Source organism: Paenibacillus dauci (assembly GCF_000971985.1).
Classification (GTDB): domain Bacteria; phylum Bacillota; class Bacilli; order Paenibacillales; family Paenibacillaceae; genus Saccharibacillus; species Saccharibacillus dauci.
In genome coordinates this window covers 586,540-612,978 of the sequence record NZ_LAQQ01000005.1, presented here as the reverse complement: position 1 = coordinate 612,978, position 26,439 = coordinate 586,540, and the positions used below count along the sequence as shown (strand labels likewise).

Sequence of the window (26,439 nt, the reverse complement as noted above, 5' to 3'; positions counted from 1 at the left end):
CAACATACAGGCAACAGCTTCTTCACGTGTCCTAACCTTTTTTTGAAATGTCCTTTACAAAGGGTACAGTTTATACATCGAAGTCCTTTTTTGTATAGTGCAGTAATAATATCTATTGTGAGAAGAAATAGCCGAATGCTGCATTCTTGTCAGCAATCTTGATTGCGAGCGCCCCATTCGCATAACCCTTCCAACACAGGCAGCAGGGTCATCGCTTTATCAGTCAGGCTGTACTCTACTTTGGGAGGGATCTGTGGATATTCCTTGCGTAATACCAGTCCATCGGCTTCCAGTTCTTTAAGCTGGGCGCTTAATATTTTGTAGGTAATGGTTCCGACCTGCCGATGCAGATCATTGAATCGGATCGTCTCATTCTCAGCAATCAGATACAGAATAACCATCTTCCATTTGCCGCCAATTACAGACAGTGTATATCCAAAAGGCGTATCTTGAATATTTTTCACTTTTCCTTTGTATTCGGTCATACTCATCGCTGCGCTATCCTCCCTGATCGTATCTTTCACATCGTGCATACGTTTTTTGGTTTGAGTTCATTTTATACTAACCCTGCATTCAGATAAAGGAGAGGGTATAAATGAAATCCACGATGATCGTCTGCTTTGCTGTAAAGACAGGGAGGGAGTCGGCTGGCTTCTTTTTTCTGGGCGAAACTGACAATAGCACTGAAGAATGATTAGCATGTATCGCAGCACGGTTGCAGCTTCTTGAGAGGATCAGGTTGTTTTATTTAACTTTGATATGCACATTCTGACTCTGAGCAGGTGTCCCTTTTGCTTTGACCATATACAGAATACCAACTACGATATACAGTACGATAAACAACGCAGAGAAGCGGTACATCGAAGTGTAGCTGGTCAGGCTCGCTACCGTACCCAGAATCATGGCACCGAGCGCTACTCCCAGATCCAGTGAGTTCAGGAACATACCATTGGCCATGCCGCGTTGATGAGGACTGACTACCTGAATCATCCAGGTTTGCATCGTTGGCTGCAGGGCGCCCCAGCCTATCCCATAGCAGAGTGCTGCGCCGAACAGACCAAGCGTAGAATGGGCAAAGGACAACAATACCAGACCAAGGATCAGCATAACCGCACCTGGAACCACCAATGCTTTGGGGCCTTTGCTGTCATAGATTTTACCGGAGAAAGGACGAACAAGCACCACTGCCAGGGCATTAAACAGGAAAAAGTATCCCGGATTGGCAATGCCGGCTTCTCCGCCAAACAGAGCGATAAAGCTCACCAGACCACCATAGGTAAGCGACATAAGGAAATTCAGCAGACTCGGAAGCAACAGCTTTTTCTCGAACTTGGAGGCTGGCCGCTTCGGTTCGGCAGGTAAAGAGACCGTCTCGGCTGCGAGCGAATCCGCTGCTATACGCGCCTGCTTTTTCTGTCCGGCAATTAGCTTATAGGCCAGTGGAAACAGAATAATTATAAATAACGAACCTAGCGCGACCAGCGGAGTAAATCCATATTGCTTTTCGATCCACATCCCGATCAGTGGTCCCATCGACATGGAAATGGTCGTAGACAATCCAAAATAGCCCATGCCTTCACCCATACGGTTACGCGGAATAATATCCGATACCATTGTAGGGAAAGTGGTGCTGTACATTCCGAAGCCAAATCCAAAAATAACGCGCATTACCAGTAAGGCAATAATAGTCGCGCTAAAATAATAACCGACCGTTCCGAACAGCGCGATAGCCAGACCACCGAACAGAATAATATTGCGTTTGCCCAGTTCTAGCGCTCGGGCAGAGAAAAGACGGGAAATAATAGCAGCCAATGCCATCAAACTGGTACAGAGACTTACATAAAAATCTCCCGCATGAAAATGCTCGCGCATATACAGCGGAAGAGAAGACAGAATCATATGCAGATTCAGAAAAACAAGCAGATTACAGGCAGTCAGTATCAAAAATTCTTTGGTCCATAGACGAGCAACAGGAGAATCCTGCTGCTCTGTAGTCGATTGGGCCAGATTGGTGCGTTCCATTTGTTCCATAGTATTTATTTCTCTCCATTTCTCTATTCCAGATGACTCGGATTTTCTTCCAGACGGGACCGAAGTTCTCGCAGCAGCTCGTGCAGCTCGTTCATTTGCTCCGGGGTGACCATCGAAGCGATCTTGTCATTGTGTTCTTTTTCAATCTCATGTGCTTTTTCCATCAGTTGACGACCTTCTGCATTGGGATACACGAGAAAAGCCCGGCGATCCTGTGGATCAATTTCCTTGCGGATCAGATTTTTACGATGAAGTACGTCGAGAATACGTGCAGTGGTCGGCTGATCCTTATATGCATGGGAAGCGAGCTCTTTCTGATTCATTCCTTCACGTGCACAGATATAGTAGAGGATACTCCATTGCTCCGGTGTAATATCGTATTCTTTGAGCCGGCTCGCAAACATATTACTTACTTTGCGGTATGTGCTGCCCAGCAGGAATCCGATCGAATCCAGTTCTTTCATACTACAGCTCCTTTCAGGATAAGCATTAGATTGTTCGAAATAAGCATTACATTTTAAATAATAAGTAACTTAAATAAAATAGATGTTAATGCAATTATAATTAATGCAACTAAAATTATCAATAGAAAAAGCGAGAATCATTACGATTCCCGCTTTTGGTGTGTGGTTTCATATATACTATATCGGAAGGTGAGATCCAATAAGTTACATTTTTAAATAAAAATTTACTTATTTGGATCCTGCTTCTTCTTTTACTGCTTCTTTTGCTTGTGGAACAGTTTCCCAGTCTTTCAGGAAGCGCTCGATACCGCTATCTGTCAGTGGGTGTTTCCACAGTGTAGGTACCAGTGTACCAGGGATTGTAGAGATGTGTGCACCAGCCAGTGCTGCTTCTCTTACATGCTCCAGGTTACGGATACTTGCTGCGATGATTTCGGATTTCAGACCATAAGTGTCCAGGATTTGACGCAGGTCACGGATGAGCTGCATACCATCGATACCGATATCATCCAGACGGCCTACGAATGGGCTGATGAATGTAGCGCCAGCTTTGGCAGCCATCAGACCTTGAGCAGGTGTGAAGATCAGTGTTACGTTTGTTTTGATGCCTTCTTTGGAAAGCTGATTACAAGCATACAGACCTTCTTCAGTCATAGGCAGTTTGATAACGATGTTTGGTGCCCATTTTGCAATCTCGTGAGCTTCTTTCAACATACCTTCAGCATCAAGGCTAACAACCTCAGCACTTACTGGTCCGTCGATGATTGCACAGATCTCGTCGATTACATCTTTAAATACGCGACCTTCTTTGGCGATCAGGGAAGGGTTAGTGGTTACACCGTCTACGATTCCCAAGCGGGCAATACGTTTAATTTCCTCAATGTTACCTGTGTCCAAGAAAAATTTCATTTCTCTTTTCCTCCTCAGTAGATATATATAGTGTATAGCGCCTAAGCATAATTGCAACTTGCCAGCGACATCATCAACTGCGCTATCGGGAGATGCATATGTGTACATTACCCATTACCATACATATGTACACCCAATACCAGATGTTTATTTGTCCGTACAAATCGCTTAAAAATTATTACTATATTTAGTTTTTACCACAATTCCAAACTTCACACAATGGGTCCAACAGGTTTTGACCTTCGCTTTACAATCATTCAAAGATAAAACCAAACCGATATGTTGATTTTATCGATTTGAATAATCAACATATAGTAGCAAAAAACGATTATTAATGTCAAAATGAGACTTTCAAAAGAGATAAAAAATATTTTTAATTTTTTTAGTTTATCGCTGTGTAAATGATTTTGTAAGCGTGTAAATAGCATATGATAAAAAAATCATATTGAGTTAAAAAGTAAATACTTTTAGTTAAAAGTATTGTTCTACAGTAAAGTACCGAGATATCCATGCAAGATTACATATAAAGTCCTATACATTTTTCATCAGCTAAAACCCGTTCCCGGCGTATCCATTTTTGAAAGCGGTATCCATAGTCGAATTTGCCTATTTGGATGTGTAGAGCAATGACTCAAAACCTAAACTTTAATGTCTTAGCTATTCATTTATGATCCCGTGCGGACGAAATTAAATTAAGGGCTATTTTATCGAATCCAAACAGCAGCCAGATCGCCTGATTCTATTCGAGGTAGGCACAGCTGACAGGATATAAGCATATATGATGGAGGAATGAATAACAGATGGCTATGAATTATAAAAACGAATCCCAGGAATTTGCTTCCGGTAATGAAATGAATATTGTGGATATGGTTGTCGAATGTATGAAATATTTTGAACATGTCGTTGGCGACGATCTGATGCTCGGCGTAACAGATCTCAAAGAATTCAAATATTACAAACCAGCCAAGGAATTGGATCTAAAGTTAAAAGGTACAGCAATCTCTCCAGATGATGTTAACCTCAATAATGCGCTTCGCAATGGTAAAATCTCTGTCAATCGTGTACCGGCATCGGCTTACGGGTTTGCACTTGATGCTACATCTGTGCCACTGAAGGACAAAAAAGGCAATATCGTCGGAGCCATCGCTTCAGCTTACACGCTGCAGCATAATGACTTTATGTCGAATGTAACCGTAGAAATCGAGAAAATCAGTAATCAATTGAGCGATATGGTCCAATTGATTGCAGCGCAATCCCAACAGCTGTCTGCTACAACTGCGGAGATCCAGAGCAATACCAGCAAAGCAGTAGAAAACTCCAAAGAAGTCAATCAGGTAGCCGGATTTATCCGTGAAATCTCGGAACAAACCAACTTGCTTGGACTGAATGCTGCTATTGAAGCTGCCCGTGTCGGCGAAGCTGGTGCCGGATTCGGCGTTGTTGCTTCCGAAGTACGTAAATTGTCTGTCGATACCAAAAATGCTACCCAGAATATCGAGAGCTCACTGGGAGGCGTACAGCAGTCCATTTTGCAAATGGAAAAAGAAATCTCTGCTATTGCCGTATCGTCAAATGAACAGGCACAGCTGGTTAATGAATTCAGCACCGTGGTTAGCAATCTTAATACAGTGAGCCGTGATTTCAAAAAGTTCATGGATACGTTCCTCAAATCTCGCCTGTAATTTTTGCTGAATAAATGGTTATACCGGACAGTCCTTTCTTGGAGAGAAAGGGCTGTTTGTGTGTGCTTTTGGAATTCGGCCGGATATGTTTTAATAATACATAGAAGAAATCTACAACCTTGAATACTGTTATTTGCAATCTGCATGGCAAAGGAGTCTACGCATGAGCAAAACGATTTTTCGCAATGACTGGGCAGAGGTGCTGGAGTCGGAACTGAGTCAGCCATACTATCTGGAACTGCGGCAATTTCTGGCTCAGGAATATCGCACCCAGACAATCTACCCGGATATGTACGATATCTATAATGCGCTGCATTATACTTCGCTCGCTTCGACAAGGGTAGTTATTCTCGGACAAGATCCGTATCATGGACCGGGGCAGGCCCATGGACTCAGTTTCTCGGTCAAACCTGGTGTATCTGTACCGCCTTCTCTACATAATATTTATCAGGAGCTGCATGAGGACCTCGGTTGTCCAGTACCGGCGCATGGCTCACTGATTCATTGGGCAGAGCAGGGGGTACTGCTGCTGAATGCTGTACTCACAGTGCGCAGAGGCCAGGCTGCTTCGCATCAGAACAAAGGCTGGGAGGCCTTTACAGACCGTGTAGTGGAAGCTGTGAATACAAGGGAGGAACCGGTGGTATTTATTCTCTGGGGCAGCCATGCGCAGCGCAAGGGAGCTCAGATTGACCGTAATAAGCATTTTGTTATTACTTCACCGCATCCGAGTCCACTATCTGCACATCGGGGCTTTTTTGGCAGTCGGCCATTTTCCAAAGCCAATGCATTTTTGGAATCACATGGTATGCAGCCGATTGACTGGTGTATTCCCGATTAAAAGGATCATGTCTACTTCAGGTTCAATATGGAATGAAAAACGGCAGCAGACAAGATGCAATGATTTTGCAATTTGCCGGATACAGCAGAATGGTCACATTTATACAAAATTGGTGGATTTTTAGAGTATGTAAGCGTTACAATTATAGAGGTTCATAAACGAATTGATTACAACAATTACAGATGATTCGATCCAAAGGAGGATTCACTCAAGTGGAATACCGTGTGGAGAAGGATACAATTGGTGAAATTAATGTCCCTGCCGATAAATTGTGGGGAGCACAGACACAGCGCAGCAAAGAAAATTTCAAAATCGGTGGAGAACGCATGCCGATTCAGGTTATTTATGCTTTTGCCATTCTCAAGAAAAGCGCCGCTCTGGCGAATGAAAAGCTGGGTAAACTGTCAGCCGACAAATCCGAGGCTATTGTTAAGGCAGCCGATGAGATTCTGACAGGAAAATGGGATGAGCATTTCCCGCTCGTCGTATGGCAGACAGGCAGTGGTACCCAGTCCAACATGAATGTGAATGAAGTAATTGCCCACCGTGGTAATCAGCTGCTCGAGGAAGCTGGCAAAACCGAGCGCCTTCATCCCAATGATGATGTGAACATGTCCCAGAGCTCCAATGATACATTCCCGACTGCACTGCATGTAGCAGGTGTACTGGCTGTCGAAGATATCCTGCTGCCAGCTATTGCCCGTCTCCAGGAGACGTTGCAGCAAAAGGCTACAGAGTTTATGGATCTGATCAAAATTGGACGTACCCATCTGCAGGATGCTACTCCGCTGACATTGGGTCAGGAAATCAGTGGCTGGGAGACTATGCTGCACAAGAGCAGCCGTATGATTAATACCAGCACAGCAGAGATGAAGGAATTGGCGATTGGTGGTACAGCAGTAGGTACAGGTATCAATGCCCATCCGGACTTTGGACGTCTGGTCGCAGCCAATATTTCCGAACTGACTGGCAAGCTGTTTGTCTCGGCGCCAAACAAGTTCCATGCGCTGACCAGTCATGACGAAGTGGTATATGCTCATGGTGCGCTGAAAGCACTGGCAGCCGATCTAATGAAAATTGCCAATGATGTGCGCTGGCTGGCAAGCGGCCCACGCAGCGGTCTGGGTGAACTGACGATTCCTGCCAACGAGCCTGGTAGTTCTATCATGCCTGGTAAAGTCAATCCGACCCAATCCGAGGCGATGACGATGGTAGTGACTCAGGTGATGGGTAATGATGCTACGATTGGTTTTGCAGCCAGCCAGGGTAACTTTGAACTGAATGTGTTCAAGCCAGTAATCATCTACAATTTCCTGCAATCGGTGCAGCTGCTGGCTGATTCCATTGTATCGTTCAATGATCACTGCGCGGTTGGTATTGAAGCGAATACAGAGCAAATTCAGCATAATCTGGATAACTCTTTGATGCTGGTTACAGCACTCAATCCGCATATCGGTTATGAGAATGCAGCGAAAATTGCCAAGCATGCACATAAGGAAGGGCTGTCACTCAAGGAAGCGACTCTTCAAAGTGGATTGCTGACCGAAGAACAGTTCAACGAGTACGTTGATCCATCCAAAATGATTCATCCCAAAGCCTGATTACACGTTTAGCATTCAGATCTGATCCGCTAATTAGCAATTAGTTTATTTTCAAATGTATGTACAACAGGTCTTATCCACAGCGATAAGGCCTGTTTTGTATGGGCTATAAAGAGTTTTGTTACAAAATATCAACGGATCAGCTCTGTAATTAGACACATTCTGCTCACAATCCCTTGCCAAAACAGGGGATGTTCATATACAATGATTTTAATAATTAATAATGATAATCATTATCAATTAGAAGAAAGATAGAAGGAGGTCTTTATGAGTATTTTTTCGGGTAATTTATCGAAATGGAGTGAACATCTGCAGAAGCATCCTTCCATATTGGGAGTTCTGCTGAGAGGCACTGAAATATACAGCACGACAAGCGAGGCGGCAGGGCCGGAAGTCATGATTATCATTACGGATGAGGAATTCGAACAGCGTCTGCAAAAAGGATCTTTACACTACCGGGAGGTCGATCAGGATGGTGCTGCCGTTCAGGGCATAACCGGGAGGTACATTTCACCGGGATATATGGACAAAGTCGCGCGCTTTGGCAGCGAGCCTGCACGGGCTGCATTTATGGAAGTAGTGATTGTATTCTCGCGATTATCTGATCTGCGAAGTCGGATCAATGATATTACGGAATATCCTTTTCAGCAAAAGCAGGACAATATCAATCGTTTTTATGCCCAATTCGAAGCATGGTATCAGGAATGCTGCAAAGCTTTTGTAACGGAAGAACCCTATCTGCTGCGTCAGTCGGTCATGAATCTGATCCTGTTTGGAGGAAGGCTTATTCTGGCTCACAATGAAATGCTGTACCCCGGTCATAAATGGCTTATACATACATTGGAACATGCCCGCAAAAAGCCGGACGGACTGCTGAAGACTATAAGTGAGCTGATGACAGAGCCGTCCAGAGGCTCGCTGGAGCTGTTGTATAGACAGGTGCTGGAATATCACGATTGGGTACGTGAAGACCTGAATTGGACGGATTATGTGATTATGGATAACGAATTGCAGTGGATGGGCAGGAATGTCTCTGTCGGAGAAATCTGACACAGCTTCAGATCCAGTCGGAATTTGGATAGAAGTTGAAGAAATGAAAATGCAACTGCCCTTACCTCGAGGATGGTTCATCATGATAGTCAATCCAAAAGAGCTGCTTTCCACTTGGGAAGGCAGCTCTTTTGGATATAATGTGAAGCTATTATGGAAACTGGTACTCATCCTGAGCATCGATCCGATTCCCAAAGCTGTGGGAAGGTGTGCTGTATTTCTGCCGATAGATTTCAGATAAGAGAATTCTGTTTACTTGGAAGCAGGGAGGATCGTTTGGTCAAACAGATGGTTAAAGCTAATCATTCCATATCCGTATAGATTATCTTTGCCAGGTTGACCAAGATCGATACTGCTTTTCTCGATTGCTTCACGCAGCTGGGCATTGGTCAGTTCCGGATGAGCCTGTTTGAGTACAGCAGCCATTCCTGTTACAAAGGGAGCGGCTACAGAGGTACCATTACGAAGCTCATATTTGCCGTTGCTGGCTGTGCTTACAATGCTTACTCCGGGAGCAGCTACATCTGCTTCAGGACCGCTGGCAGAGAATGTGGCACGCTGCAGTGTATCATCCACCGCAGTGACTGCAATAACCTGATCGGCATTTTTGGCAGGATATTCGATCGTATCTGTAGTGGCATCCGCTGTGCCTTTGTTGCCAGCAGCAGCAATCAGTAGAATGCCTTTGGCGTCTGCAGTAGCAATCATCTGTTCTACAGCTGGAGAGTTTTGAGGGAAGGCAATCGACATATTTACGATATCCATATGATTCTGGATAGCCCAGTTGATCCCTTTGGCGAGATCTTCGGTAGAACCGTTGCCTTTGCTATCCAGAATCTTGACGCCGTAGATCTGTGCATCTGGAGCTTCACCGATCAAACCGCTGCCGTTATCCTGTGCACCGATAACGCCGGCGATGAATGTACCATGACCGTTATCATCGGCGTAGGAAGATGTATAATTTACAACGGAGGCACCACCTGCAATTTTCAGTTCCGGATGAGCCGAGATGCCTGTATCAAGAATGGCTACTTTAATACCTTTACCGGTATAACCTGCCTGGAGAGGTATCTGTGCATCGATCATGCCGTACCCCCAGGAAGCTTGTTCATTGGGTTTGACCGTTATAGCTTTGACTGTTGGAGCAAAAGCCTGGGCGGCTGAAGCATATACTTCATTCGGTTGGATGCTGGTAATTCCATTTTGATGAATCAGTTGATCTTTTTGTGAAGCAGTCAGATCGACAGCAGCCATTTGCAATTGATCCAGCATAGTTACATCGGTGTCGGCAAGCTGGCTAATTGCCTGCTTGCCGGCTTCTCCAGAGTAGGCAACCAGGTAGCGCTGGGTTGGTGCATTATAAGAATCAATTGTCGAATGGGATAAAAGGGAAGGCAGCAGAGCAGCAAATAATGGCAACGTTGCTGCAATAGTAATCGTTGTCTTTTTCCATTTATGAATTGCAGGTTCCAGTTTCATATGAGTCTATCTCCTCAATAAAATTAGGTATAAAGTCTTTGCTTTTATTATAATAACCGATTTTTAGCTAAGTGATTAACTTAATAGTAACATTTTTCGACATTATTTACAAGTTATTATTCGAAATGTATTATTTTGTCGTATTATGTAATTTATCGGTAGATTATTATAGAAAATGTACACAAAAAGAGGATTTATCGATATTTCAAAATATATTATACAAAAACCCTGACAATCAAACAGTCAGGGTTTTTGTACTTATTTATATTAAACAAAAGAAAATGTTTATACAACTTCATTCATTTGAACAGTCTTGTTCTCCAGCATAACCGGAGCAGGGAAGTAGCCGATGTTGGCTGCATAGCTTAGCATGGCAGCAATAAATTGACGATCGGGCGCTGCACAGTAGATGCCTGCTTGTTCAAGAATAGCAGCCGTTGCCGGATTGGCAAGGCGATAAGGAGAATCTTTGGCACCGTCACCTTCAAGCTGAGCCATGGCGAGCTGCATGGCTTCGGCAGGTTTGATGGTAGTCGGATCCAGCAGCCAAGCTTCATATTCTTCCTGACGTACAGTGTCTACAATATAGCCTGCTTCATTGATCAGTGCAATCAGTTCAGCATATGGAAGCTGCTGTGGATTACAGATGTGGAATATGCGACCAGCTGTATCATCCTGGAGTGCCAGATGAATAATCGATTTGCCTGCATAATCAATCGGAGTAAAGTCCATCCATTGATTAACGGCTGGTGTTTTGCCGAGCAGCAGCATGGCTTTGATCATCCGGTACATAGCATTGCTGTCAATATTACGTTGGAAGCTGCCGCTGATCGAATGACTGGACAGATTGCCCGCGCGGTAAATATTTACGGGGATGCCGCGTTCGCCAGCCTCAATAACCAGTTTCTCGGCTTCCAGCTTGCTATTGGTATACAGATTGGTCGCTTGCAGATCTTTCGAAAGATAGCCCTGCTCAATAACCTGATCCCATTTGCCTTCCAGCGACAGATCTTCCGGAATTCCCATGGTCGAAATATGATGGAAACGTACACCCGGACGTTTGCTGGCAATCTCCAGCAGCTCAGCTGTCGACAAGATATTGGATTTTTTGAATTGTTCAGCATCACCAAAATGTCGTACATCGGCTGCACTATGAATAATCGCATCCGTGTTCTTGGTCAGCATCAGGTAATCATCATCACTAAGGCCAAGACGTTCTGCTTCAAGATCGCCTTCTACTACAGTTACCCGTTCTTCGAATCCATTCAAAATACTGCGTCCGAAATACAGTTCCATAGTCGATTTGAGGCGATCCATGCTGCTGGCGTTACCGGATTTGCGTACCAGGGCATATACATGTGCTTCGCTTTGCTGAAGTAGTTCATGCAGCAGATAAGAGCCCAGATAGCCGGTTGCACCGGTAATGAGCACATGGGAAGCGGTACGAAGCGCTGGAAGGTCAGTACCTTTGACAGTCTCCGGATACTCTACCAGATCGGTCAATTCCCGGATTGGCAGCGTTTCTGCATGTACAGATTCTTCGGTTACTTGTTCTTCTGCAGCACAGACTGCCAGACCGGCAATCGTTTTGTGTTCGAAGAAATCGGCAATTTTGAGACTCGGATAATGGGGCTTCAACAGAACAAGCACATGAATAACATGCAGGGAGTCTCCGCCGATCGAGAAGAAATCATCATGAATGCCAATCTCCTGCTTATTCAGTACTTGTGCCCAGGCATCGGCAATTCGCTGCTGAGTTTCATTTTGCGGCGCTACGTAGCCGGCAGGCTGCTCTTGCACTTCGGTATTCGGATAGGCAATCAGCTTTTTGCGTTCCGCTTTGCCAGTTGGAGAAATAGGCATTACATCCAGCTGACAGATAAACCGTGGTACAAAGTAGGACGGTAGACGGTCAGACAGGAATTGCTTGATCACTGCCGGCGACAGGAGGCTGCCATCCTGGGTTGTAAAGTAAGCGACCAGCATATTCTGGTTGGAACTGTCTTTTTTGGCAACGACAACTGCATCTTGAATACTGTCATATTTATTCAGATTATCTTCAATTTCTCCGATTTCAATCCGGTGTCCCCGGATTTTGATCTGTGAATCGCTGCGGCCTACATATTCGATTGTACCGTCCGACAGCAGCTTCGCCAGATCACCGGAGCGGTAAAGAAGTTCATTCGCCTGCTCTGGATGAGGCAGGAAAGCAGCAGCAGTCTTTTCCGGTTGATTCAGATAACCTCTGGCAATGCCGATTGTGGAAATGTACATTTCACCAGGCACACCTACAGGAGCAAGTTGTTGGTGTTCATTCATGATATAGATCTGGTAATTGTGAATAGGACGACCGATCGGTACATTAACTACATCTTCAGGAAGAAGCTCACTGACTTTATGCATGGTCGCACATACAGTACATTCGGTAGGTCCATAAGCATTTACTACCTGAACCGGAGCTCCAAAATTCTGTTGGAAAGCACGTACGCGCTCACCATACAATGCTTCTCCGGCTACAGCAACCAAGCGAAGGCTGGCCAGATTGCGATATCCCTCCTCCGAGAGATAAGCGGATAACTGATTAAAAAATACAGTCGGCAGAGCTGTAATAATCGTTGATTGTGTACGATTCACAGCAATAGCAAATTCTTCGATCGATACTCGCTCATCCGCATCCAGCATATACATATGCGCGCCGTGGAACAGTGGAGCAATCGTATCCCAGACCGAGCCATCAAAGCTGTAGCTGGCAAACTGCGCCATGATATCCTCTGGTGTAATAGCAAATTGTTCTTTGAGAATCTGTCCCAGGTTGACTACGCCACGATGGGCAATCAGTGTACCTTTTGGTTTGCCTGTCGAGCCGGAAGTATAGATTACATAAGCCAGATCATCAGGCTGTACATCGATATCAGGATTATTAAGTGACTCGGAAGTAGTTGAAGAATTCACATATTCAACGCTGATAATTCCGCGCATAGCGGCAATACCAGCCGTAAGTTCATGGACTTTGTTGTAATGGGCATGCTGGGTTACCACAAATGCAGATCGGGTATCCTGTATAATATAATGGTTACGATCATCAGGATGGGATGGATCTACCGGAACATATACTCCGCCTGCTTTCATAATTCCCAGCAGACTGATTACACTGTAGATGCTGCGATCGAGGAACATGGTTACAAATTCCCCTTTTTGAAGTCCTTGATTAAGCAAAAGATGTGCTACCTGATTGGCCTGTTCATTTAACTGGCGATAGGTATAAGTGACATCTCTGAAGCTCACAGCCGAATGATCAGGATATTGATGAGCTGCCTGTTCAAAGGAGCCATGATATGTCTGGGATTCATTATAAGGTGCAACCGTGTTATTTAATGCAGCATACAGCACTTTGTCTTCGGCACTGAGTATATCGACAGCACCTACAGGCAGCGTCATTTGGGCAATCAACCCTTCAAGCAGACGTACATAATAGGCAGAGAAACGGGCGATGGTCGAAGGTTTGAACAGTGAATCATTATATTCAATAACAACCGTTAGAGAAGAAGGACGTTCTTCAATCGCCCAGTTAATAAGCTGTCCCGGTTGAGCCGGAATGGTCAGCCCAAAACTGAATACAGTCTCACTCTGTACCGGAGCAGGCGATTTCTCCCCAACTAGCTGATCATATACTTGCTTGACCATGTGTTCAAAACGTGGTGATGCTTCAAAAGATAAGGTTACAGGGAGTGTACCGCTCGCAGAAGCGAATAAAGCAGAAGTTTCTTGCTCGGCAGACATCCGGTGAATCCAGCCAAGATAGCCAGTTAGCAAAACAGCTTCTTTTTCCAGCGGATTTTTCAACTGGTGGATATATTTAGCAATAGACTGGCCCAGATCAAAGCGATGGATAGCAAATGTATCTTTTTGCCATTGTCTGGAGTTGTCCAGCGGAATCTGTAAGGCTGGAAGTTGGGTCGAAGTAGTTAGTAGATTCACAATTTCCGGTTGGGACATGGTAATCTCTCCTTGGTTTGACTAATCTGTGCTGTGATAAGCACAGTTATTGTAGTACGGCAATATGAATGAAGCATGGATAGGGATTAGATGTATATAGGTTATATAGCCAATGAACCGTGAAAAGAAATGCCTTCCATCAAAATCATGGAGGGCATTCTTTTCAGGCTATGACAGGATCAACAATAATTAATCGATTTTGCGTACATGGAAGTGTGAAATCAGTTCTTGCAGCTGTTCTGCCATTGTAGACAACTGGTTGGCTGCCTCAGAGGTAGATACGACTGTAGCTTTTTGACTTTCCACATGCTCCGATACTTTGGCACTGTTAGCGGCGGCTGCAGCTGCTGTCGATTTCAGGTTTTCTGTAGTTGCAGTCATTTCTTCGGTACCTGCAGAAATCTCCTGGGTCGCACTGGAAATGTCCTGAATTTGTTCCGTTACTTTTTTGGTTGCATCATGGATATCGGCAAATAGTTTGCCAGTTTGGTTAGCAATCGACATACCATGTTCTACTTCCAGAGTTCCTTTTTTCATGGAGGTTACAGCGTTTTGGATCTCGGTCTGGATTTCGGCGATCAGAGAGCTGATCTGGTTGGCGGACTCGGAAGATTGTTCTGCCAGTTTGCGAACTTCACCGGCAACAACGGCAAATCCTTTACCATGTTCACCAACACGTGCAGCTTCAATCGATGCATTCAGGGCAAGCAGGTTGGTCTGTCCGGAAATTCCGGTAATGATGCCGAGAATATTGCCGATTTCCTGAGAGCGGCTTTCCAGCAGCTCGACTGCTTTGGCAGTCTCATGTACAGATTCGGAGATCAGGGTCATCTGGTTGGTTACTTCAGCTACTACTTCATTACCTTGGGAAGACTTCTGTTCCATCGCATAAGCTTCATCTGATACATTGGAAGAATTACGTGCAATAGTATGAATAACAGTAGATACTTCAGTCATCGATTTGGCTGTATCTTCAGTAGCGGATTCCTGATATTTCATGCCATCTGCAATTTCCTGGATATTAGAGATCAGGGTCAGAGAACGGCTGCTATGGTCAGAAGCGCTGTCCATCAGCATCTTGGCAGATTCGGTAACTTGTTTGGAAGCGGATTGAACGTTAACGATAACACCGTTCATTTTGGCTACCATTTCGTTGAATTTATGATTGATAATACCCAGATCATCGGTACCTGTCTTGATATGAATATCGAGATTTCCTTTGCTCACTTCTTCAATACCACGAATCAATTCACGGATCGGTGCAAGTGTTTTGCGAACGATGAAGAATTGAATCAGGAAGATCAGGATCAGGAAAATAACCATGATTGTAATTCCGCGTACCAGCAGTTGATGAAGACCGTCCGGTACTGCACTTGCATCTGCATCTACACCAAAGTAGGCGAAGATTTCACCGTTAGCATTTTTGATTGGATACAGAATAGTAGTCCAGAGTCCAAAATCATCGGAATAGAAGCTTGTAAAAGTAGTCTGGCCGGTGGACAGCATTTCTTTTACACCATTTGCGATCGTTTCGGGCTGTTCATACATGTCGCCGATGTTCATTTTACCTTCTTTAAGAGCTTCCATTAGCTTAGTTGGAACTGCCACCAGAGAAGTCTGATTACCATTAGTCAGCTCTGTACCGAATACATAGGCTTGAGCAATATTAGGATTGTATTTGTTAACATTATCCAGATAAGCGCGAAGTTCACTTTGGGTAGCACCTTCATAACTTTTTTCAGCCATGGCTTGTTGTACTTGCTGGGCTGTAATCCCTTGGGCAAAGGTATCGGTTACGGCTTGAATCTGTCCATGAAGCTGATCAATCAGAATAGTCTTCTGAGTGAAGTAACTGCTGACCAGCAAAATAACACCAATAAGTAAAATGTTGATCGCCGAGATTAATAGGTTTTTCGTAAAAAAAGACATACTGCTTATCTTCTTCAATTCTCTCACTCCTGTTTGTGGTAATAAAATCAATATAACAAGGCCTTATGGACAAAGACTCCGTAAACATGGTGTGCAACGAGATAGATTCAATACCAATTAAGTTATTTAGGTATTTGGAACCATTAATTGCCAAGTAATATTTTACAATAGCACCTTCATTTGCAAAAATGAACTGGCATGTGGGTGATGTGCACAAAATAATATGTCGGAAATTGTTGTGGAATATGTTATAGCACATAGAAATTTTATTTTTTAATCATAAATAGTTCTTAAAGCATGGGTTAAATAGACTATATCTATATAAACTATTTTTTGGGAATGAAACAAAAATATAAAAAGTTATCAGAAGAGTATGAATCAGCATCAAATTGATTTTGTAATTCTGATTTACTTGGGCTAAAATGTACCATAGAGCAAATCAGGTATGGTATTTGCCCTGAGGCGGGTCAAGTACCCATTCCAGCATCGTGGTCATATCATCAATTCTTGCCAGTTGTTCATTCAGGGAAGTGTACGCCGCAGCTTCCGGCGTGAGTGTGGAGAGTCGGGCTTGCAGATTTCTTTTTTGCGTGTTCAATTCGCCTAGCTTGGATTTAATCTGATCTTCGGTTCGCATATGAGTGGCTCCTTTGAGTTGTGAATCGGCAGGATTGGACTGTGTATATTCACCAGTCCCTAGTATAGTTCAAATGATCCATGAAATCCATGGATGAGCTGACTACATTTGCAGATAAATGCAGGATGACTACGAAAATGGACGATTATACAAATTTGAGTGATGGAGTGAAACGTTAACATGAATATCAAGCAGCTGGCTGCAGAGAAAGCAGTCGATTGGGTAGAAGACGGTATGATGGTTGGACTGGGTACCGGTTCAACTGCAGTGTACGCTATTCGCAAACTTGGAGAACGCGTACAGCAGGGCTTACATATCAAAGCGGTTGCCACATCGGTCGAATCAGAAAAATTGGCAAAAGAGATGTCTATCCCTATTATTCCTTTCGCTGAAGTAGGACAGATAGATCTGACGATTGATGGTGCCGACGAAATAGATCCGGATCTGAATCTGATCAAAGGTGGCGGTGGAGCACTGTTGCGCGAGAAGATTGTTGCAGCCCGCAGTCGCCAGGTTATGATCGTAGCCGGAGATAACAAAGTGGTCAAACGTCTGGGTGCTTTCCCGCTGCCGGTAGAGGTCGTTACTTTTGCCCATGAGTGGACCATCGAAAAGCTGGCAAGTCTGGGCTGCACACCGGTACTACGCAAAACAGAATCCGGTGAAGTGTTTATCACGGACAACGGCAACTATACAATAGACTGTCATTTCAAAGAAATTCTGAATCCGGCGCGTATGCACCGTCAATTGAATGATATTCCCGGCGTTGTCGATAATGGGCTATTTATCAACATGGCCAGTACGGCAGTAATTGCCTACAATAGTGGAACGATTGAAATTTTGCGTGCTGGCAAATAAGTAAAGTACCGGATATACACATTGTATATCGGATATTTATACATTTTTTGTAATGAAAAGTAACGTAATGACACCAACAATATTTTAAAATCAAAAAACACCTTGTAGTCTGCTGCGTGGTAACAGCTGATCGCAAGGTGTTTTTTGTTGGATTAGGTTCGGAATATATCAATTAGTTTCTTCTATATAGATTGATGCCTCTTTTAACATGCCTAGCTATCCCTCTCAGCATCTCAACGATAGAGGAATAGAAAAATATCTTAAAGTAGAAATTTATTGTTGACAAAACGTGTTTTTTATACTATCTTTAAATTAAGATTTACTAATTAATAATTTATCGTGAAATTGAAGGAGAGATATCAATATGTCCAAAGTATTATTCGTCAAAGCAAATAACCGTCCTGCCGATCAGGCAGTCAGCGTTCAACTGTATGAAGCATTCTTGAACAGCTACAAAGCAGCTCATCCACAGGATGAAGTGGAAGAACTGGATCTGTTTGCAGAAAACCCTCCTTACTACGATGCATTCGTACTGGGTGCCAACTTCAAAGCTTCCCAAGGTATGGAAGTGACTTCCGAAGAGCAGTCTGCTGTAGATCGCATCAACCGTTACATGAACCAGTTCCTTGCTGCTGAGAAAGTTGTTATTGCTTTCCCACTGTGGAACTTCACAGTTCCTGCTGTACTGCACACGTACTTTGACTACCTGTCCCAAGCTGGCAAAACATTCAAATATACTCCAGAAGGTCCTGTAGGACTGGCTGGCGGCAAAAAAGTAATGCTTCTGCATGCTAGTGGTGGCGTATACTCCGAAGGTCCAGGAGCAGACATCGAACTGGCTGTAAGATATGTAAGAACACTGCTCGGATTCTGGGGTATTACAGATGTAGAGAAATTTATTATCGAAGGTCATAACGCGTTCCCTGATCGTTCCCAGCAGATCGTTGCTGAAGGTCTGGAACAAGCTGCCGAGACTGCAAAAGGCTTCTAATTTTTAATAGAATAAAACTTAGGCAATAAGCAAGTGATATGCTAAAATAGGTAGCGTCTGTACAGTTGGTTCATACTCTTTATTTCATTAATAAAGAAGAACTCTTGCAGGCGCTCTTATATACTCATGGGGAGGGTACGACTGTGCCTGACCGTCTTCAGCAGAGAGGAGGAAGTATGATGGAAGCCGAAATGAACATTAATAATCCGAATAATAATGAGATGGATGAGAAAGAATCCCTTCATTTATTAATAGTATTATCCCGTACGTATCAGTCGATTATGACGCATATTCACCGTGATATTCAAAGTTATGGACTGAATCCTACTGAATTTGGGGTGCTGGATTTCCTGTATCATAGCGAGACATCCCAGCCACTGCAAAAGATCGGGGAAAAAGTACTGATCTCCAGCGGAAATATTACGTATGTGGTAGACAAACTGGAAAAGAAAAACATGTTGTGCCGCAGAGCCTGTGAGGAAGACCGCCGCGTTATTTTTGCGGAACTGACCCAGCAAGGCAGGGATTTCTTTGAAAGTATTTTTGCTGGTCACAAACAAGTGATTCAACATGCAATGGCCGGACTGGATCATGAGGAAAAGTTACAGGTGATTCCGCTTTTAAAAAAATTGGGCTTTGCAGCCGCTGGCAAAATAGTCTGATCGGTAGAATTTCTACCGGTTGGGCTTTTTTATTGGCTTTACAGTTAGAGTTCTAACTGTTATTATAATAAAACAATTAGAAATCTAACTATTTGGAAAGGAGTATAGGATTATGAAAGAAGAAATTCGAACGACCCCGTATACCGATCTGTTCCGTGAGATTGGTACAAAACTGAAACATACAGCAGATCTAAAACTGATGGAGCTGGGCTTGAATGCACAGCAAGGTCAGATCCTGGGATATATCTACGAACATCAGGATAAAGGTGTAATTCAAAAGGATCTGGCAGAGCAATTCAATCGTAGAGGAGCCAGCATTACCAGTATGCTGCAGGGACTGGAGAAAAAAGGGTATATCAGAAGAGTTATACCTGAGCATAATGAACGTCAAAAACAGCTATATGTAATGCCTCATGTTGCGCAATTATACGAAGAATTCATGGAAATGTTTTTGGAAGTTGAGCGGAGTATTACCCAGGCGCTAAGCGAAGAGGAAGCAGTAATGCTGCGTAAAATATTAACCAAGCTCAATCAAAATATGTAGACAGGTTTATTATGATCTCCCTTTTATTATATTCAGAAAAGAGGTAAACAAATGGGTACATCTTATTGGTCTGACAAGCGGGTAGCAATTATTGGAGCAGGACCTGGTGGAATGATGCTGTCTCTTATTCTTCAGCGTCATGGGATTTCTTCGGTTATTTATGAGCGTGAATTATCTTTGTCAGCCCGTCAGCAGGGTGGATCACTTGATATCCATCATGACTCTGGTCAGCGAGCGTTGCAGGAAGCTGGATTATATGAGCAATTTCAGGCATTGGCACGTTATGAAGGTGAAGACTTCCGTCTACTGGATAAAAAGGGACATATCTATTTAGATGAAATCGCTGATCCCGATCATCCAGGTACCCGCCCGGAGATCGATCGTGAAGCGTTATGCCGTCTGCTGCTGGATGCACTACCACCAGATACGATTCAATGGGGATATCGACTGGTTCAGACGGTCTCACTGGAAGACCGCACCTGGGAATTGGAATTTGAAAATGGCAAGAAAGCAAATGCCGATCTGGTCGTAGGAGCAGACGGGGCGTTCTCCCATATCCGCTCTTTATTAACAGATGCACAGCCGAAGTACAGCGGTATTAGTATGATCGAAATCTGGTTGAACGATGCTGTACATCAACACCCGGAGATTGCAGCCTTTAATCGGCAGGGCAAATTATTTGCATTGGGAGATCATCGTGGAATCATTGCCCAATTGAATGGGGATGGACGTATACGGGTATATCTCAGTTTTCGTGTAGAAAAAGAGTGGTTGGACCATTCAGGTATAACATTCGATCAGCCTCAACAGGCGAAGCAGCAGCTGCTTGCTTATTTTAAAGACTGGAGTATAGAACTTCAGCAGTATATTCGTTCTGCGGATGGAGAAATTCTGCCTCGAAGAATCTATATGCTACCTGTTGGTCTGGTGTGGGAATCGCGCACTGGTGTTACATTGATTGGTGATGCTGCGCATTTGATGTCTCCTTTTGCAGGAGAAGGAGTAAATATGGCTTTACGGGATGCAATGGAACTGGCTTTGTCCATCACTCGTCACAAAGATATGGACAAAGCGGTACAAGAGTATGAACATACCATGTATGCTTACTCTGCTGTGCTTGCCAGGGAATCGGATAATAATCTGAAGCTGTGCTTTGATGATCGTGCAGCAGAACGCTTGTATGAAGTGATGAATGGTTATCAGGAGCAAGAGAACTCTACGAATTAGTATTTTTGGATGCAAAGAAACTTCGAAAGTTCCGGCAAACTACTATATAAGTAAGAAAACAAAAGAATTACATTTTAACACAGTATGCGCTTGCTGCTGTGTTTTTTTGTTTATAGTTAGCAATCACTTATAAATCCCCGGTATACAGGGTGTTTTGGACCGTTTATATAGGACAGGCAGTTAGCAGACGTAGCTAAATTGGTTGTATCGGAACTTGCTTAATTACGCAATCTATGGGAAAATTTCACTAATGACTACTAAATAGGGACCAACGCAGTTGCAGGCATTTAACTTGACGAGCCTATTAATATGGTATAAGCTCGTAATTCGCTTGGGGGAGATCATTTCGTGTATATTGTGCAATCCATTGTCCAGGTGCCGGAACACAAAGCCGAAGAGCTGGTGGAGGTTTACCGTAACCGCAGCAGGTCAGTGGATCGGCAGCCGGGATTTGTATCTTTTCAACTTCTTCAGAGTGAGACTACACCGGGTGAATTGATCGTTCACATGTCCTGGGATACCAAAGAAAGTTATATGACCTGGGTACAGGGTTCCGATTTCAAGCGTATACATGAACTGGAAAGCAATTATCCGGATCAGGAATTAACAGATATCAAGCCTTCTGTCAGACGTTATCTGGTACGTGCGGAGTAGTCCTCTTCACTGACAAGTCAGGAGGTGTCCGCAGATGGCCTTACAGGAAAAAGAAACAGCAGGACAACAATTAATTATAGAAGCAGACCGGCTTGCAGAACAGGTGACACATATGCAGTACCTGAAGCAGCCAGATCTGTACCAGCGTTTTGGAGCCAAGGGTAGAGAGCGAACAAAACAGGATTCATTGTATAGCTTGAGTTATTTAGCCGAAAGCGTACTTATGAAGAGCCCTGCGTTGTTCATAAACTATATCTCTTGGCTCAAATTACTTTTAAGCGGTTACCGGGTGACCGAAGAAGATCTGATCGTTAACCTGGTTGCGATTAAAAAGGTGCTGTTGGAGCATTTCGAACATCATGACAAGCCCCGGGTAGTGGATTATCTGGATATGGGCATTGACCATGTGAAGACAGCAGAACTTCAACAATCTTATATCATGGTCAATTCCACTCTCGGAGCAGAAGCGGGAGAGTATCTGGAATATCTGCTGCAAGCAGACCGCAAACAAGCGTATACACTTATTATCACTCTGCTCGATCAAGGAATATCCATAAAAGATATTTATATTCATATTTTTCAAAAATCACAATATGAAATCGGACGGTTATGGCAGATTAGCCGGATAAATGTTGCACAGGAACATTACTGTACAGCAGCTACACAGAGTATCATCTCCAGACTGTATCCATACTGGCTGCAAGCAAGTGGTTCCGGCAGACCTCGTCGTCTGGTGTCCGCCTGTGTCGGCACAGAGCAGCATGAGATTGGTATTCGGATGCTGACCGACTTTTTTGAAATGGACGGTTGGGATACGTATTATCTGGGAGCCAATGTTCCCGATCACAGTCTGATTCAATCCATAGCAGATTATAAGGCGGATATGGTAGCCATTTCGGTAACGATGACATTTCATGTTCATCTCGTTCACGAGCTGATTGAGAAGATTCGGGCTTCCGAGAAGACAGCGCATATCAAGATTATTGTCGGAGGGCTGCCTTTTAATATAGATCAGGGTCTCTGGAAACTGGTGGGAGCAGATGGTTATGCTCCGGATGCGAATAAAGCGATTCAATTGGCTGATATTCTGGTACCTGTGGCAGAACTCGGATAACCGGATCAGCCGGAATAGAGGGAAGGGAAGATGAATACAATGTCAAATGCAGAGCATGAAATCATGGTTTTGCGCAAAACGATTGAAGATCTTTCCCACCAGATTATCAATAGCAAACACCAGGAAGAACGGATTTTGTCTGAATTCTCGTCGATGAACAGTGAATTGGTCAATCTGCAGCGTCTATTGGCCAAAAGCAATGCCGAGCTAACAGCAGCGCGGGAAGAAGCGGTGCATGCCAATCATGCACGGGCCCGCTTTCTGGCAATTATGACGCATGAGATACGTACACCGATGAACGGTGTGATCGGTATGGCAGATATTCTGCTATCTTCGGATTTGTCCGATGAACATAAGCGCTCGGTTATGCTCATTCAGGAGTCGGCCGAACTTCTGCTGGGGATGATCAATAATATGTTGGATCTGTCCAAAATGGAAGCTGGTAAAATGCAATTGCAGGAGAGTACGGTTAATATGCGTCTGTTACTCGATCATATTATTCGTCTGATCGAACCAAAGGTAAGAGAGAACGAGAATACAATCTCTGCATTTATCGATTATCGGGTCGAAAGTGATCTGATCGGAGATGGCGGAAGAATTCGTCAGATTCTGCTAAATCTGCTCAGCAATGCGAATAAATTTACCAAAAACGGCAAAATTGAAATTAGCATACAATTGAAAGAAAATAGTGCAAATTCACAAGCCCTCCACATTGAGGTGTCTGATACAGGCATCGGTATTGCACCGGATCATCAAAAGAATCTATTCCAGCCCTATGCACAGGCAGATCGGCCGGAGCAGCAGGATGTGGAAGGAACCGGGCTGGGACTCTCCATTTGTAAGTCATTGGTAGAGTTAATGGAAGGAACAATTGATTTGAAAAGCGATAAAGGCAAAGGTTCTACGTTCTGGTTTGATATTCCGCTTAAGAAAAGTCCGAAAGAAGCCGAACTGCTGGTTCAAACACGACCAACAAGAACCGAACAGCCAGGCCGCCAGGAAGAATCTGCAATGCCACCTTTGGCTATCGGACAGATTGAAAAACCGATTCTTATTGTAGAAGATAACCCGATTAACAGCCAGGTTATTCAGCTTCAGCTGAAGAAGATGGGAATTACGAATGTGCATACAGCGAGTAATGGACAGGAAGCAGTGTCCATTTATCTCAGTCATAATTATCTGATGGTGCTAATGGACAATCGGATGCCAGTGATGGATGGATTTCAGGCGACACGTAAAATACGCGAATTGGAAGCAGCCGAGATGCGGGTTGCCATTCCGATTATTGCTCTCACAGCCAACACCAGCCAGGAAGATCGGCAGCGCTGTCTGGATGTAGGCATGGATGATATTCTAACCAAACCGGTGAATCTGGACAGCCTGACCCGTATTATGCATAAATGGCTGCCTGTCACGGTTACGGAGAAGATCCTGGATATGAGTGTGATTCAGGAAATTATAGAATTGAATGAAGCCGGAGATCCGGAAGTACTGCGTACATTGATTGAGATGTATCAGAGCGAGACGCCAAAGAAGCTGGAACGGCTGCGCACGCTTGCTGCAGCAGGTGACGCCGAAGCACTCGCAGATGCAGCACATGAACTGAAATCAGGCAGCCTCAGTATTGGTATTAACCATCTGTCTCAGCTGCTATCCGAAATTGAGAAAAGATCCCGTCAGCAAGATATCCAGGAGATACCAGAGATGGTTGAGGCTTTGTTCCCTGCTTACGAAAAGGCAAAGCAAGAGCTGGAGCAGCTGGTGAATTAAGATGTCCATACTGATCATATAAAGTAGAGTCTGTTATGCATAATGCATACAGACTCTTTTTGGTATAGGCAAATTAGTAGGATCGAGAAATACTAATATAGCAACTGAATATTTTTCTTCTATATAGACGGGGATATCTATAGATTCAGCATCAACAACGGGCCATATGACTATCACTATGTAGGAAAATCCTTCGTTGTGGGTAATGGTACTTAAGTAAATGGAACGGGTGTTCATTGCAGGAGAATATACTGTGCTGTCCGTTTACCTGCAGGATCAAATTAGAGGAAAACAGGAGTGATAGATTATGTGTGCATCATTTGATACAGCAAGAGAATCAGAAGCTAAATACCATGAACAATTTTACAAGGAAAATGAGCTGTTCGAATCTGGCAGCTGGATATCCCAGCCTACCCCGCTCGTTATGGAGCTGCTGGAGCGTCTGCTTAAATATACTCCTGCCCCTCATGTGCTTGATCTGGCCTGTGGAGTAGGAAGGCATGCAATACCGGTAGCCCAGCAGCTTACGCAGGGCGGGCAGGTAACCGGGGTGGATCTGCTGGAAGATGCGATCGATCAGCTGAAGCAGTATGCTGCCAAGTATGAGGTAGAAGACCGGATTCAGGCCATTACCCATGATGTAGAGAATTATTCTATTGAGAAGGACAGCTATGATTATATTATTGCAACAGGCTGTCTGGAGCATCTGTCTTCGGAAGAGTCATTCCGGCGGGTACTGGAGCATATGCAGGCAGGGACACGAATGGGCGGAATTCACTTTATTTCGATGACGTCTTCGGTGCAGCAGGTCGAGCAGGAGACGGATAAAGTCGAAGAAGGCAATATTGAGCTTAATCTGAGTACGGAACGTCTGCTGGAGATTCTGGATGAAAGCTATGCAGGATGGAATATTCTTGCACGCAAGGCAGTAGCTCAGGCCATCGAGGAAAACAAGGACGACAAGGATATTGAACTCCGCGGTAACTGGGTGACCTATGCTGTTTGCCGGGAACCGGAAGAATCTAAGCCGGATGTGTTGCAGCAGGTTAAGTTGGAGGAGTAAGATAGTAAGGATGTGGATATGAGCAAACAGGAGGAACTATTGTGCTGGAATTAATTAATAAACGTCTGGATGAACCCGAACTGCGTGAGCTGTTATCCTATGCTGTGTTTCCGGATGAGGATGTACTGAACGCTGTTATTGAACAATATCGTACCGAACCCGAGCTCCGGCTGTACGGATACCTGGAAGAAGGCGTGTGGATTGGCGTGATCGGTTGTGCCCAGGATCAGGAAATGCCGGATGCCCTGCGAGTACGTCATATGGCTATTGCTCCGGATGAACGGGGACTGGGCTATGGACGCGGTATTATACTCAAGCTGCTGGCTATGGAAAAACCAGCGATGCTGATGGCTGATGCGGATGCAGAAGGTGCTGAATTTTACCGGAATATCGGTTTCTCCGTAATGAGCACGGGAGAGAATGCTTTTGGAGCAGAAGGAGCTTCCGAGCAATTCGTCTGTATTTTCCATGCCGAAGAGGAAGAGACAGAAGAGTGATTAAAGCGTCTCTTTTGCTAAGTACCACCAAAAAGATAGACAATTGAGTTTGGTTAAGCGTTCAGGTAGCTAACAAATGTACCTATGCATGAAAAATAGGATCATGAAGCCAAGTTTTATTTTTGAGAGCTACAAAGAAATAATACAGGTAAAAGAAATATTATAAATAATGGATAAAAGCCTTTTGCGATGATAGTCTGTGTTCTTGTTAGAGAACAGCTGTCTTGTGCAAAAGGCTTTTTGTATGGAAAAGAGGATTAGTTCCACTTATAGGCAGAAACCTCTTTACTTATAATTTATCCATATAGTATGCTTACCGACTTCTATGTTATAATACTTGACAATATTCAAATGTATTAGCCGGAAAATGAGTAGTTTAAGCAGCTATTCACAAAGGAAAAGTGAGATTTATCTATGGATAAGTAAATGATGTCAACTAA

23 protein-coding genes are annotated in these 26,439 nt (G+C 44.0%); 15 read left to right on the top strand and 8 right to left on the bottom strand.

Translation table 11 applies throughout. The annotated features are described in order from the left end of the window. Positions 1–149: 149 nt before the first annotated feature. The 4 genes from WH46_RS20470 to fsa all read right to left on the bottom strand — a co-directional run bounded on the left by WH46_RS20470 (position 150) and on the right by fsa (position 3,404). Complete coding sequence (locus tag WH46_RS20470; RefSeq protein ID WP_017813570.1) at positions 150–491, bottom strand: winged helix-turn-helix transcriptional regulator; 342 nt, start codon at positions 489–491, stop codon at positions 150–152. A 253-nt stretch (positions 492–744) separates the two neighbouring features. Continuing rightward, positions 745–2,022 carry an MFS transporter gene (locus WH46_RS20465; RefSeq protein WP_046228145.1) on the bottom strand — a complete coding sequence of 426 codons (1,278 nt, stop codon included), beginning with the start codon at positions 2,020–2,022 and terminating at the stop codon, positions 745–747. Between the two features lie 32 nt (positions 2,023–2,054). Further along, a complete protein-coding gene (locus WH46_RS20460) occupies positions 2,055–2,495 on the bottom strand; it encodes a MarR family winged helix-turn-helix transcriptional regulator (RefSeq protein WP_017813573.1) in 441 nt (146 codons plus the stop codon). A gap of 228 nt (positions 2,496–2,723) precedes the next feature. Then, positions 2,724–3,404, bottom strand: a complete 681-nt coding sequence (gene fsa / locus WH46_RS20455) for a fructose-6-phosphate aldolase (RefSeq protein WP_017813574.1) — start codon at positions 3,402–3,404, stop codon at positions 2,724–2,726. Between the two features lie 800 nt (positions 3,405–4,204). On the opposite strand from fsa, the gene WH46_RS20450 reads away from it, so the two are divergent. The 5 genes from WH46_RS20450 (at position 4,205) to WH46_RS24170 (ending at position 8,819) form a co-directional block, all read left to right on the top strand. Next, positions 4,205–5,086 (top strand): methyl-accepting chemotaxis protein, encoded by an 882-nt coding sequence (locus WH46_RS20450; RefSeq protein ID WP_017813575.1) that lies wholly within the window; start codon positions 4,205–4,207, stop codon positions 5,084–5,086. 163 nt (positions 5,087–5,249) lie between these two features. Next, the gene (locus WH46_RS20445) at positions 5,250–5,927 is read left to right on the top strand and encodes a uracil-DNA glycosylase (protein WP_017813576.1); all 678 of its coding nucleotides are present in this window, start codon (positions 5,250–5,252) and stop codon (positions 5,925–5,927) included. Between the two features lie 212 nt (positions 5,928–6,139). Beyond that, positions 6,140–7,528 (top strand): class II fumarate hydratase, encoded by a 1,389-nt coding sequence (fumC, locus tag WH46_RS20440; RefSeq protein WP_046228085.1) that lies wholly within the window; start codon positions 6,140–6,142, stop codon positions 7,526–7,528. Between the two features lie 267 nt (positions 7,529–7,795). Further along, positions 7,796–8,578 (top strand): hypothetical protein, encoded by a 783-nt coding sequence (locus tag WH46_RS20435; protein ID WP_046228084.1) that lies wholly within the window; start codon positions 7,796–7,798, stop codon positions 8,576–8,578. Beyond that, a complete protein-coding gene (locus WH46_RS24170; RefSeq protein WP_156172320.1) occupies positions 8,556–8,819 on the top strand; it encodes a hypothetical protein in 264 nt (87 codons plus the stop codon). The genes WH46_RS20435 and WH46_RS24170 overlap by 23 nt, the downstream gene beginning before the upstream one ends. Before the next feature lie 11 nt (positions 8,820–8,830). On the opposite strand, the gene WH46_RS20430 is transcribed toward WH46_RS24170, so the two are convergent. The 4 genes from WH46_RS20430 to WH46_RS20415 all read right to left on the bottom strand — a co-directional run bounded on the left by WH46_RS20430 (position 8,831) and on the right by WH46_RS20415 (position 16,619). Next, positions 8,831–10,057, bottom strand: coding sequence for a S8 family peptidase (locus WH46_RS20430; RefSeq protein WP_017813580.1), 1,227 nt, complete (start codon positions 10,055–10,057; stop codon positions 8,831–8,833). A 285-nt stretch (positions 10,058–10,342) separates the two neighbouring features. Next, the gene (locus WH46_RS20425) at positions 10,343–14,053 is read right to left on the bottom strand and encodes a non-ribosomal peptide synthetase (protein WP_082208471.1); all 3,711 of its coding nucleotides are present in this window, start codon (positions 14,051–14,053) and stop codon (positions 10,343–10,345) included. Positions 14,054–14,242: 189 nt separating this feature from the next. Further along, complete coding sequence (locus WH46_RS20420) at positions 14,243–15,982, bottom strand: methyl-accepting chemotaxis protein (protein WP_046228142.1); 1,740 nt, start codon at positions 15,980–15,982, stop codon at positions 14,243–14,245. Positions 15,983–16,421: 439 nt separating this feature from the next. Continuing rightward, positions 16,422–16,619 (bottom strand): hypothetical protein, encoded by a 198-nt coding sequence (locus tag WH46_RS20415; RefSeq protein WP_017813583.1) that lies wholly within the window; start codon positions 16,617–16,619, stop codon positions 16,422–16,424. Positions 16,620–16,799: 180 nt separating this feature from the next. On the opposite strand from WH46_RS20415, the gene rpiA reads away from it, so the two are divergent. The 10 genes from rpiA to WH46_RS20365 all read left to right on the top strand — a co-directional run bounded on the left by rpiA (position 16,800) and on the right by WH46_RS20365 (position 25,999). After that, positions 16,800–17,477, top strand: a complete 678-nt coding sequence (gene rpiA / locus WH46_RS20410; RefSeq protein ID WP_017813584.1) for a ribose-5-phosphate isomerase RpiA — start codon at positions 16,800–16,802, stop codon at positions 17,475–17,477. Between the two features lie 364 nt (positions 17,478–17,841). Next, positions 17,842–18,468 carry an FMN-dependent NADH-azoreductase gene (locus tag WH46_RS20405; protein WP_017813585.1) on the top strand — a complete coding sequence of 209 codons (627 nt, stop codon included), beginning with the start codon at positions 17,842–17,844 and terminating at the stop codon, positions 18,466–18,468. A gap of 179 nt (positions 18,469–18,647) precedes the next feature. Continuing rightward, positions 18,648–19,130 carry a MarR family winged helix-turn-helix transcriptional regulator gene (locus WH46_RS20400; protein WP_017813586.1) on the top strand — a complete coding sequence of 161 codons (483 nt, stop codon included), beginning with the start codon at positions 18,648–18,650 and terminating at the stop codon, positions 19,128–19,130. A gap of 112 nt (positions 19,131–19,242) precedes the next feature. Beyond that, positions 19,243–19,674 (top strand): MarR family winged helix-turn-helix transcriptional regulator, encoded by a 432-nt coding sequence (locus WH46_RS20395; RefSeq protein WP_017813587.1) that lies wholly within the window; start codon positions 19,243–19,245, stop codon positions 19,672–19,674. Positions 19,675–19,725: 51 nt separating this feature from the next. Next, entirely contained in the window at positions 19,726–20,901 is a 1,176-nt protein-coding gene (locus tag WH46_RS20390) for an FAD-dependent oxidoreductase (RefSeq protein WP_017813588.1), read from the top strand. A gap of 348 nt (positions 20,902–21,249) precedes the next feature. Then, positions 21,250–21,555 carry an antibiotic biosynthesis monooxygenase family protein gene (locus WH46_RS20385; protein ID WP_046228083.1) on the top strand — a complete coding sequence of 102 codons (306 nt, stop codon included), beginning with the start codon at positions 21,250–21,252 and terminating at the stop codon, positions 21,553–21,555. Positions 21,556–21,589: 34 nt separating this feature from the next. Next, entirely contained in the window at positions 21,590–22,669 is a 1,080-nt protein-coding gene (locus WH46_RS20380; protein WP_046228082.1) for a cobalamin B12-binding domain-containing protein, read from the top strand. A gap of 30 nt (positions 22,670–22,699) precedes the next feature. Continuing rightward, a complete protein-coding gene (locus WH46_RS20375; RefSeq protein ID WP_082208469.1) occupies positions 22,700–24,439 on the top strand; it encodes an ATP-binding protein in 1,740 nt (579 codons plus the stop codon). Between the two features lie 307 nt (positions 24,440–24,746). After that, positions 24,747–25,502: a class I SAM-dependent methyltransferase gene (locus WH46_RS20370; RefSeq protein WP_046228080.1), complete on the top strand. Its 756-nt coding sequence runs from the start codon at positions 24,747–24,749 to the stop codon at positions 25,500–25,502. 41 nt (positions 25,503–25,543) lie between these two features. Then, positions 25,544–25,999: a GNAT family N-acetyltransferase gene (locus tag WH46_RS20365; RefSeq protein WP_046228079.1), complete on the top strand. Its 456-nt coding sequence runs from the start codon at positions 25,544–25,546 to the stop codon at positions 25,997–25,999. The last annotated feature ends 440 nt before the right edge of the window (positions 26,000–26,439 follow it).

Excerpts from the sequence above, each read along its gene's own strand:
- WH46_RS20460 (WP_017813573.1), bottom strand. The coding sequence starts at position 2,495 with ATGAAAGAACTGGATTCGATCGGATTCCTGCTGGGCAGCACATACCGC.
- fsa (WP_017813574.1), bottom strand. The coding sequence starts at position 3,404 with ATGAAATTTTTCTTGGACACAGGTAACATTGAGGAAATTAAACGTATT.
- WH46_RS20445 (WP_017813576.1), top strand. The coding sequence starts at position 5,250 with ATGAGCAAAACGATTTTTCGCAATGACTGGGCAGAGGTGCTGGAGTCG.
- WH46_RS20370 (WP_046228080.1), top strand. The coding sequence starts at position 24,747 with ATGTGTGCATCATTTGATACAGCAAGAGAATCAGAAGCTAAATACCAT.
- WH46_RS20405 (WP_017813585.1), top strand. The coding sequence starts at position 17,842 with ATGTCCAAAGTATTATTCGTCAAAGCAAATAACCGTCCTGCCGATCAG.
- WH46_RS20425 (WP_082208471.1), bottom strand. The coding sequence starts at position 14,053 with ATGTCCCAACCGGAAATTGTGAATCTACTAACTACTTCGACCCAACTT.
- WH46_RS20465 (WP_046228145.1), bottom strand. The coding sequence starts at position 2,022 with ATGGAACGCACCAATCTGGCCCAATCGACTACAGAGCAGCAGGATTCT.
- WH46_RS20420 (WP_046228142.1), bottom strand. The coding sequence starts at position 15,982 with ATGTCTTTTTTTACGAAAAACCTATTAATCTCGGCGATCAACATTTTA.
- WH46_RS20470 (WP_017813570.1), bottom strand. The coding sequence starts at position 491 with ATGAGTATGACCGAATACAAAGGAAAAGTGAAAAATATTCAAGATACG.
- WH46_RS20375 (WP_082208469.1), top strand. The coding sequence starts at position 22,700 with ATGAATACAATGTCAAATGCAGAGCATGAAATCATGGTTTTGCGCAAA.
- WH46_RS24170 (WP_156172320.1), top strand. The coding sequence starts at position 8,556 with ATGTCTCTGTCGGAGAAATCTGACACAGCTTCAGATCCAGTCGGAATT.
- WH46_RS20390 (WP_017813588.1), top strand. The coding sequence starts at position 19,726 with ATGGGTACATCTTATTGGTCTGACAAGCGGGTAGCAATTATTGGAGCA.
- WH46_RS20430 (WP_017813580.1), bottom strand. The coding sequence starts at position 10,057 with ATGAAACTGGAACCTGCAATTCATAAATGGAAAAAGACAACGATTACT.
- rpiA (WP_017813584.1), top strand. The coding sequence starts at position 16,800 with ATGAATATCAAGCAGCTGGCTGCAGAGAAAGCAGTCGATTGGGTAGAA.
- WH46_RS20395 (WP_017813587.1), top strand. The coding sequence starts at position 19,243 with ATGAAAGAAGAAATTCGAACGACCCCGTATACCGATCTGTTCCGTGAG.
- WH46_RS20450 (WP_017813575.1), top strand. The coding sequence starts at position 4,205 with ATGGCTATGAATTATAAAAACGAATCCCAGGAATTTGCTTCCGGTAAT.
- WH46_RS20380 (WP_046228082.1), top strand. The coding sequence starts at position 21,590 with ATGGCCTTACAGGAAAAAGAAACAGCAGGACAACAATTAATTATAGAA.
- WH46_RS20400 (WP_017813586.1), top strand. The coding sequence starts at position 18,648 with ATGGAAGCCGAAATGAACATTAATAATCCGAATAATAATGAGATGGAT.
- WH46_RS20415 (WP_017813583.1), bottom strand. The coding sequence starts at position 16,619 with ATGCGAACCGAAGATCAGATTAAATCCAAGCTAGGCGAATTGAACACG.
- WH46_RS20435 (WP_046228084.1), top strand. The coding sequence starts at position 7,796 with ATGAGTATTTTTTCGGGTAATTTATCGAAATGGAGTGAACATCTGCAG.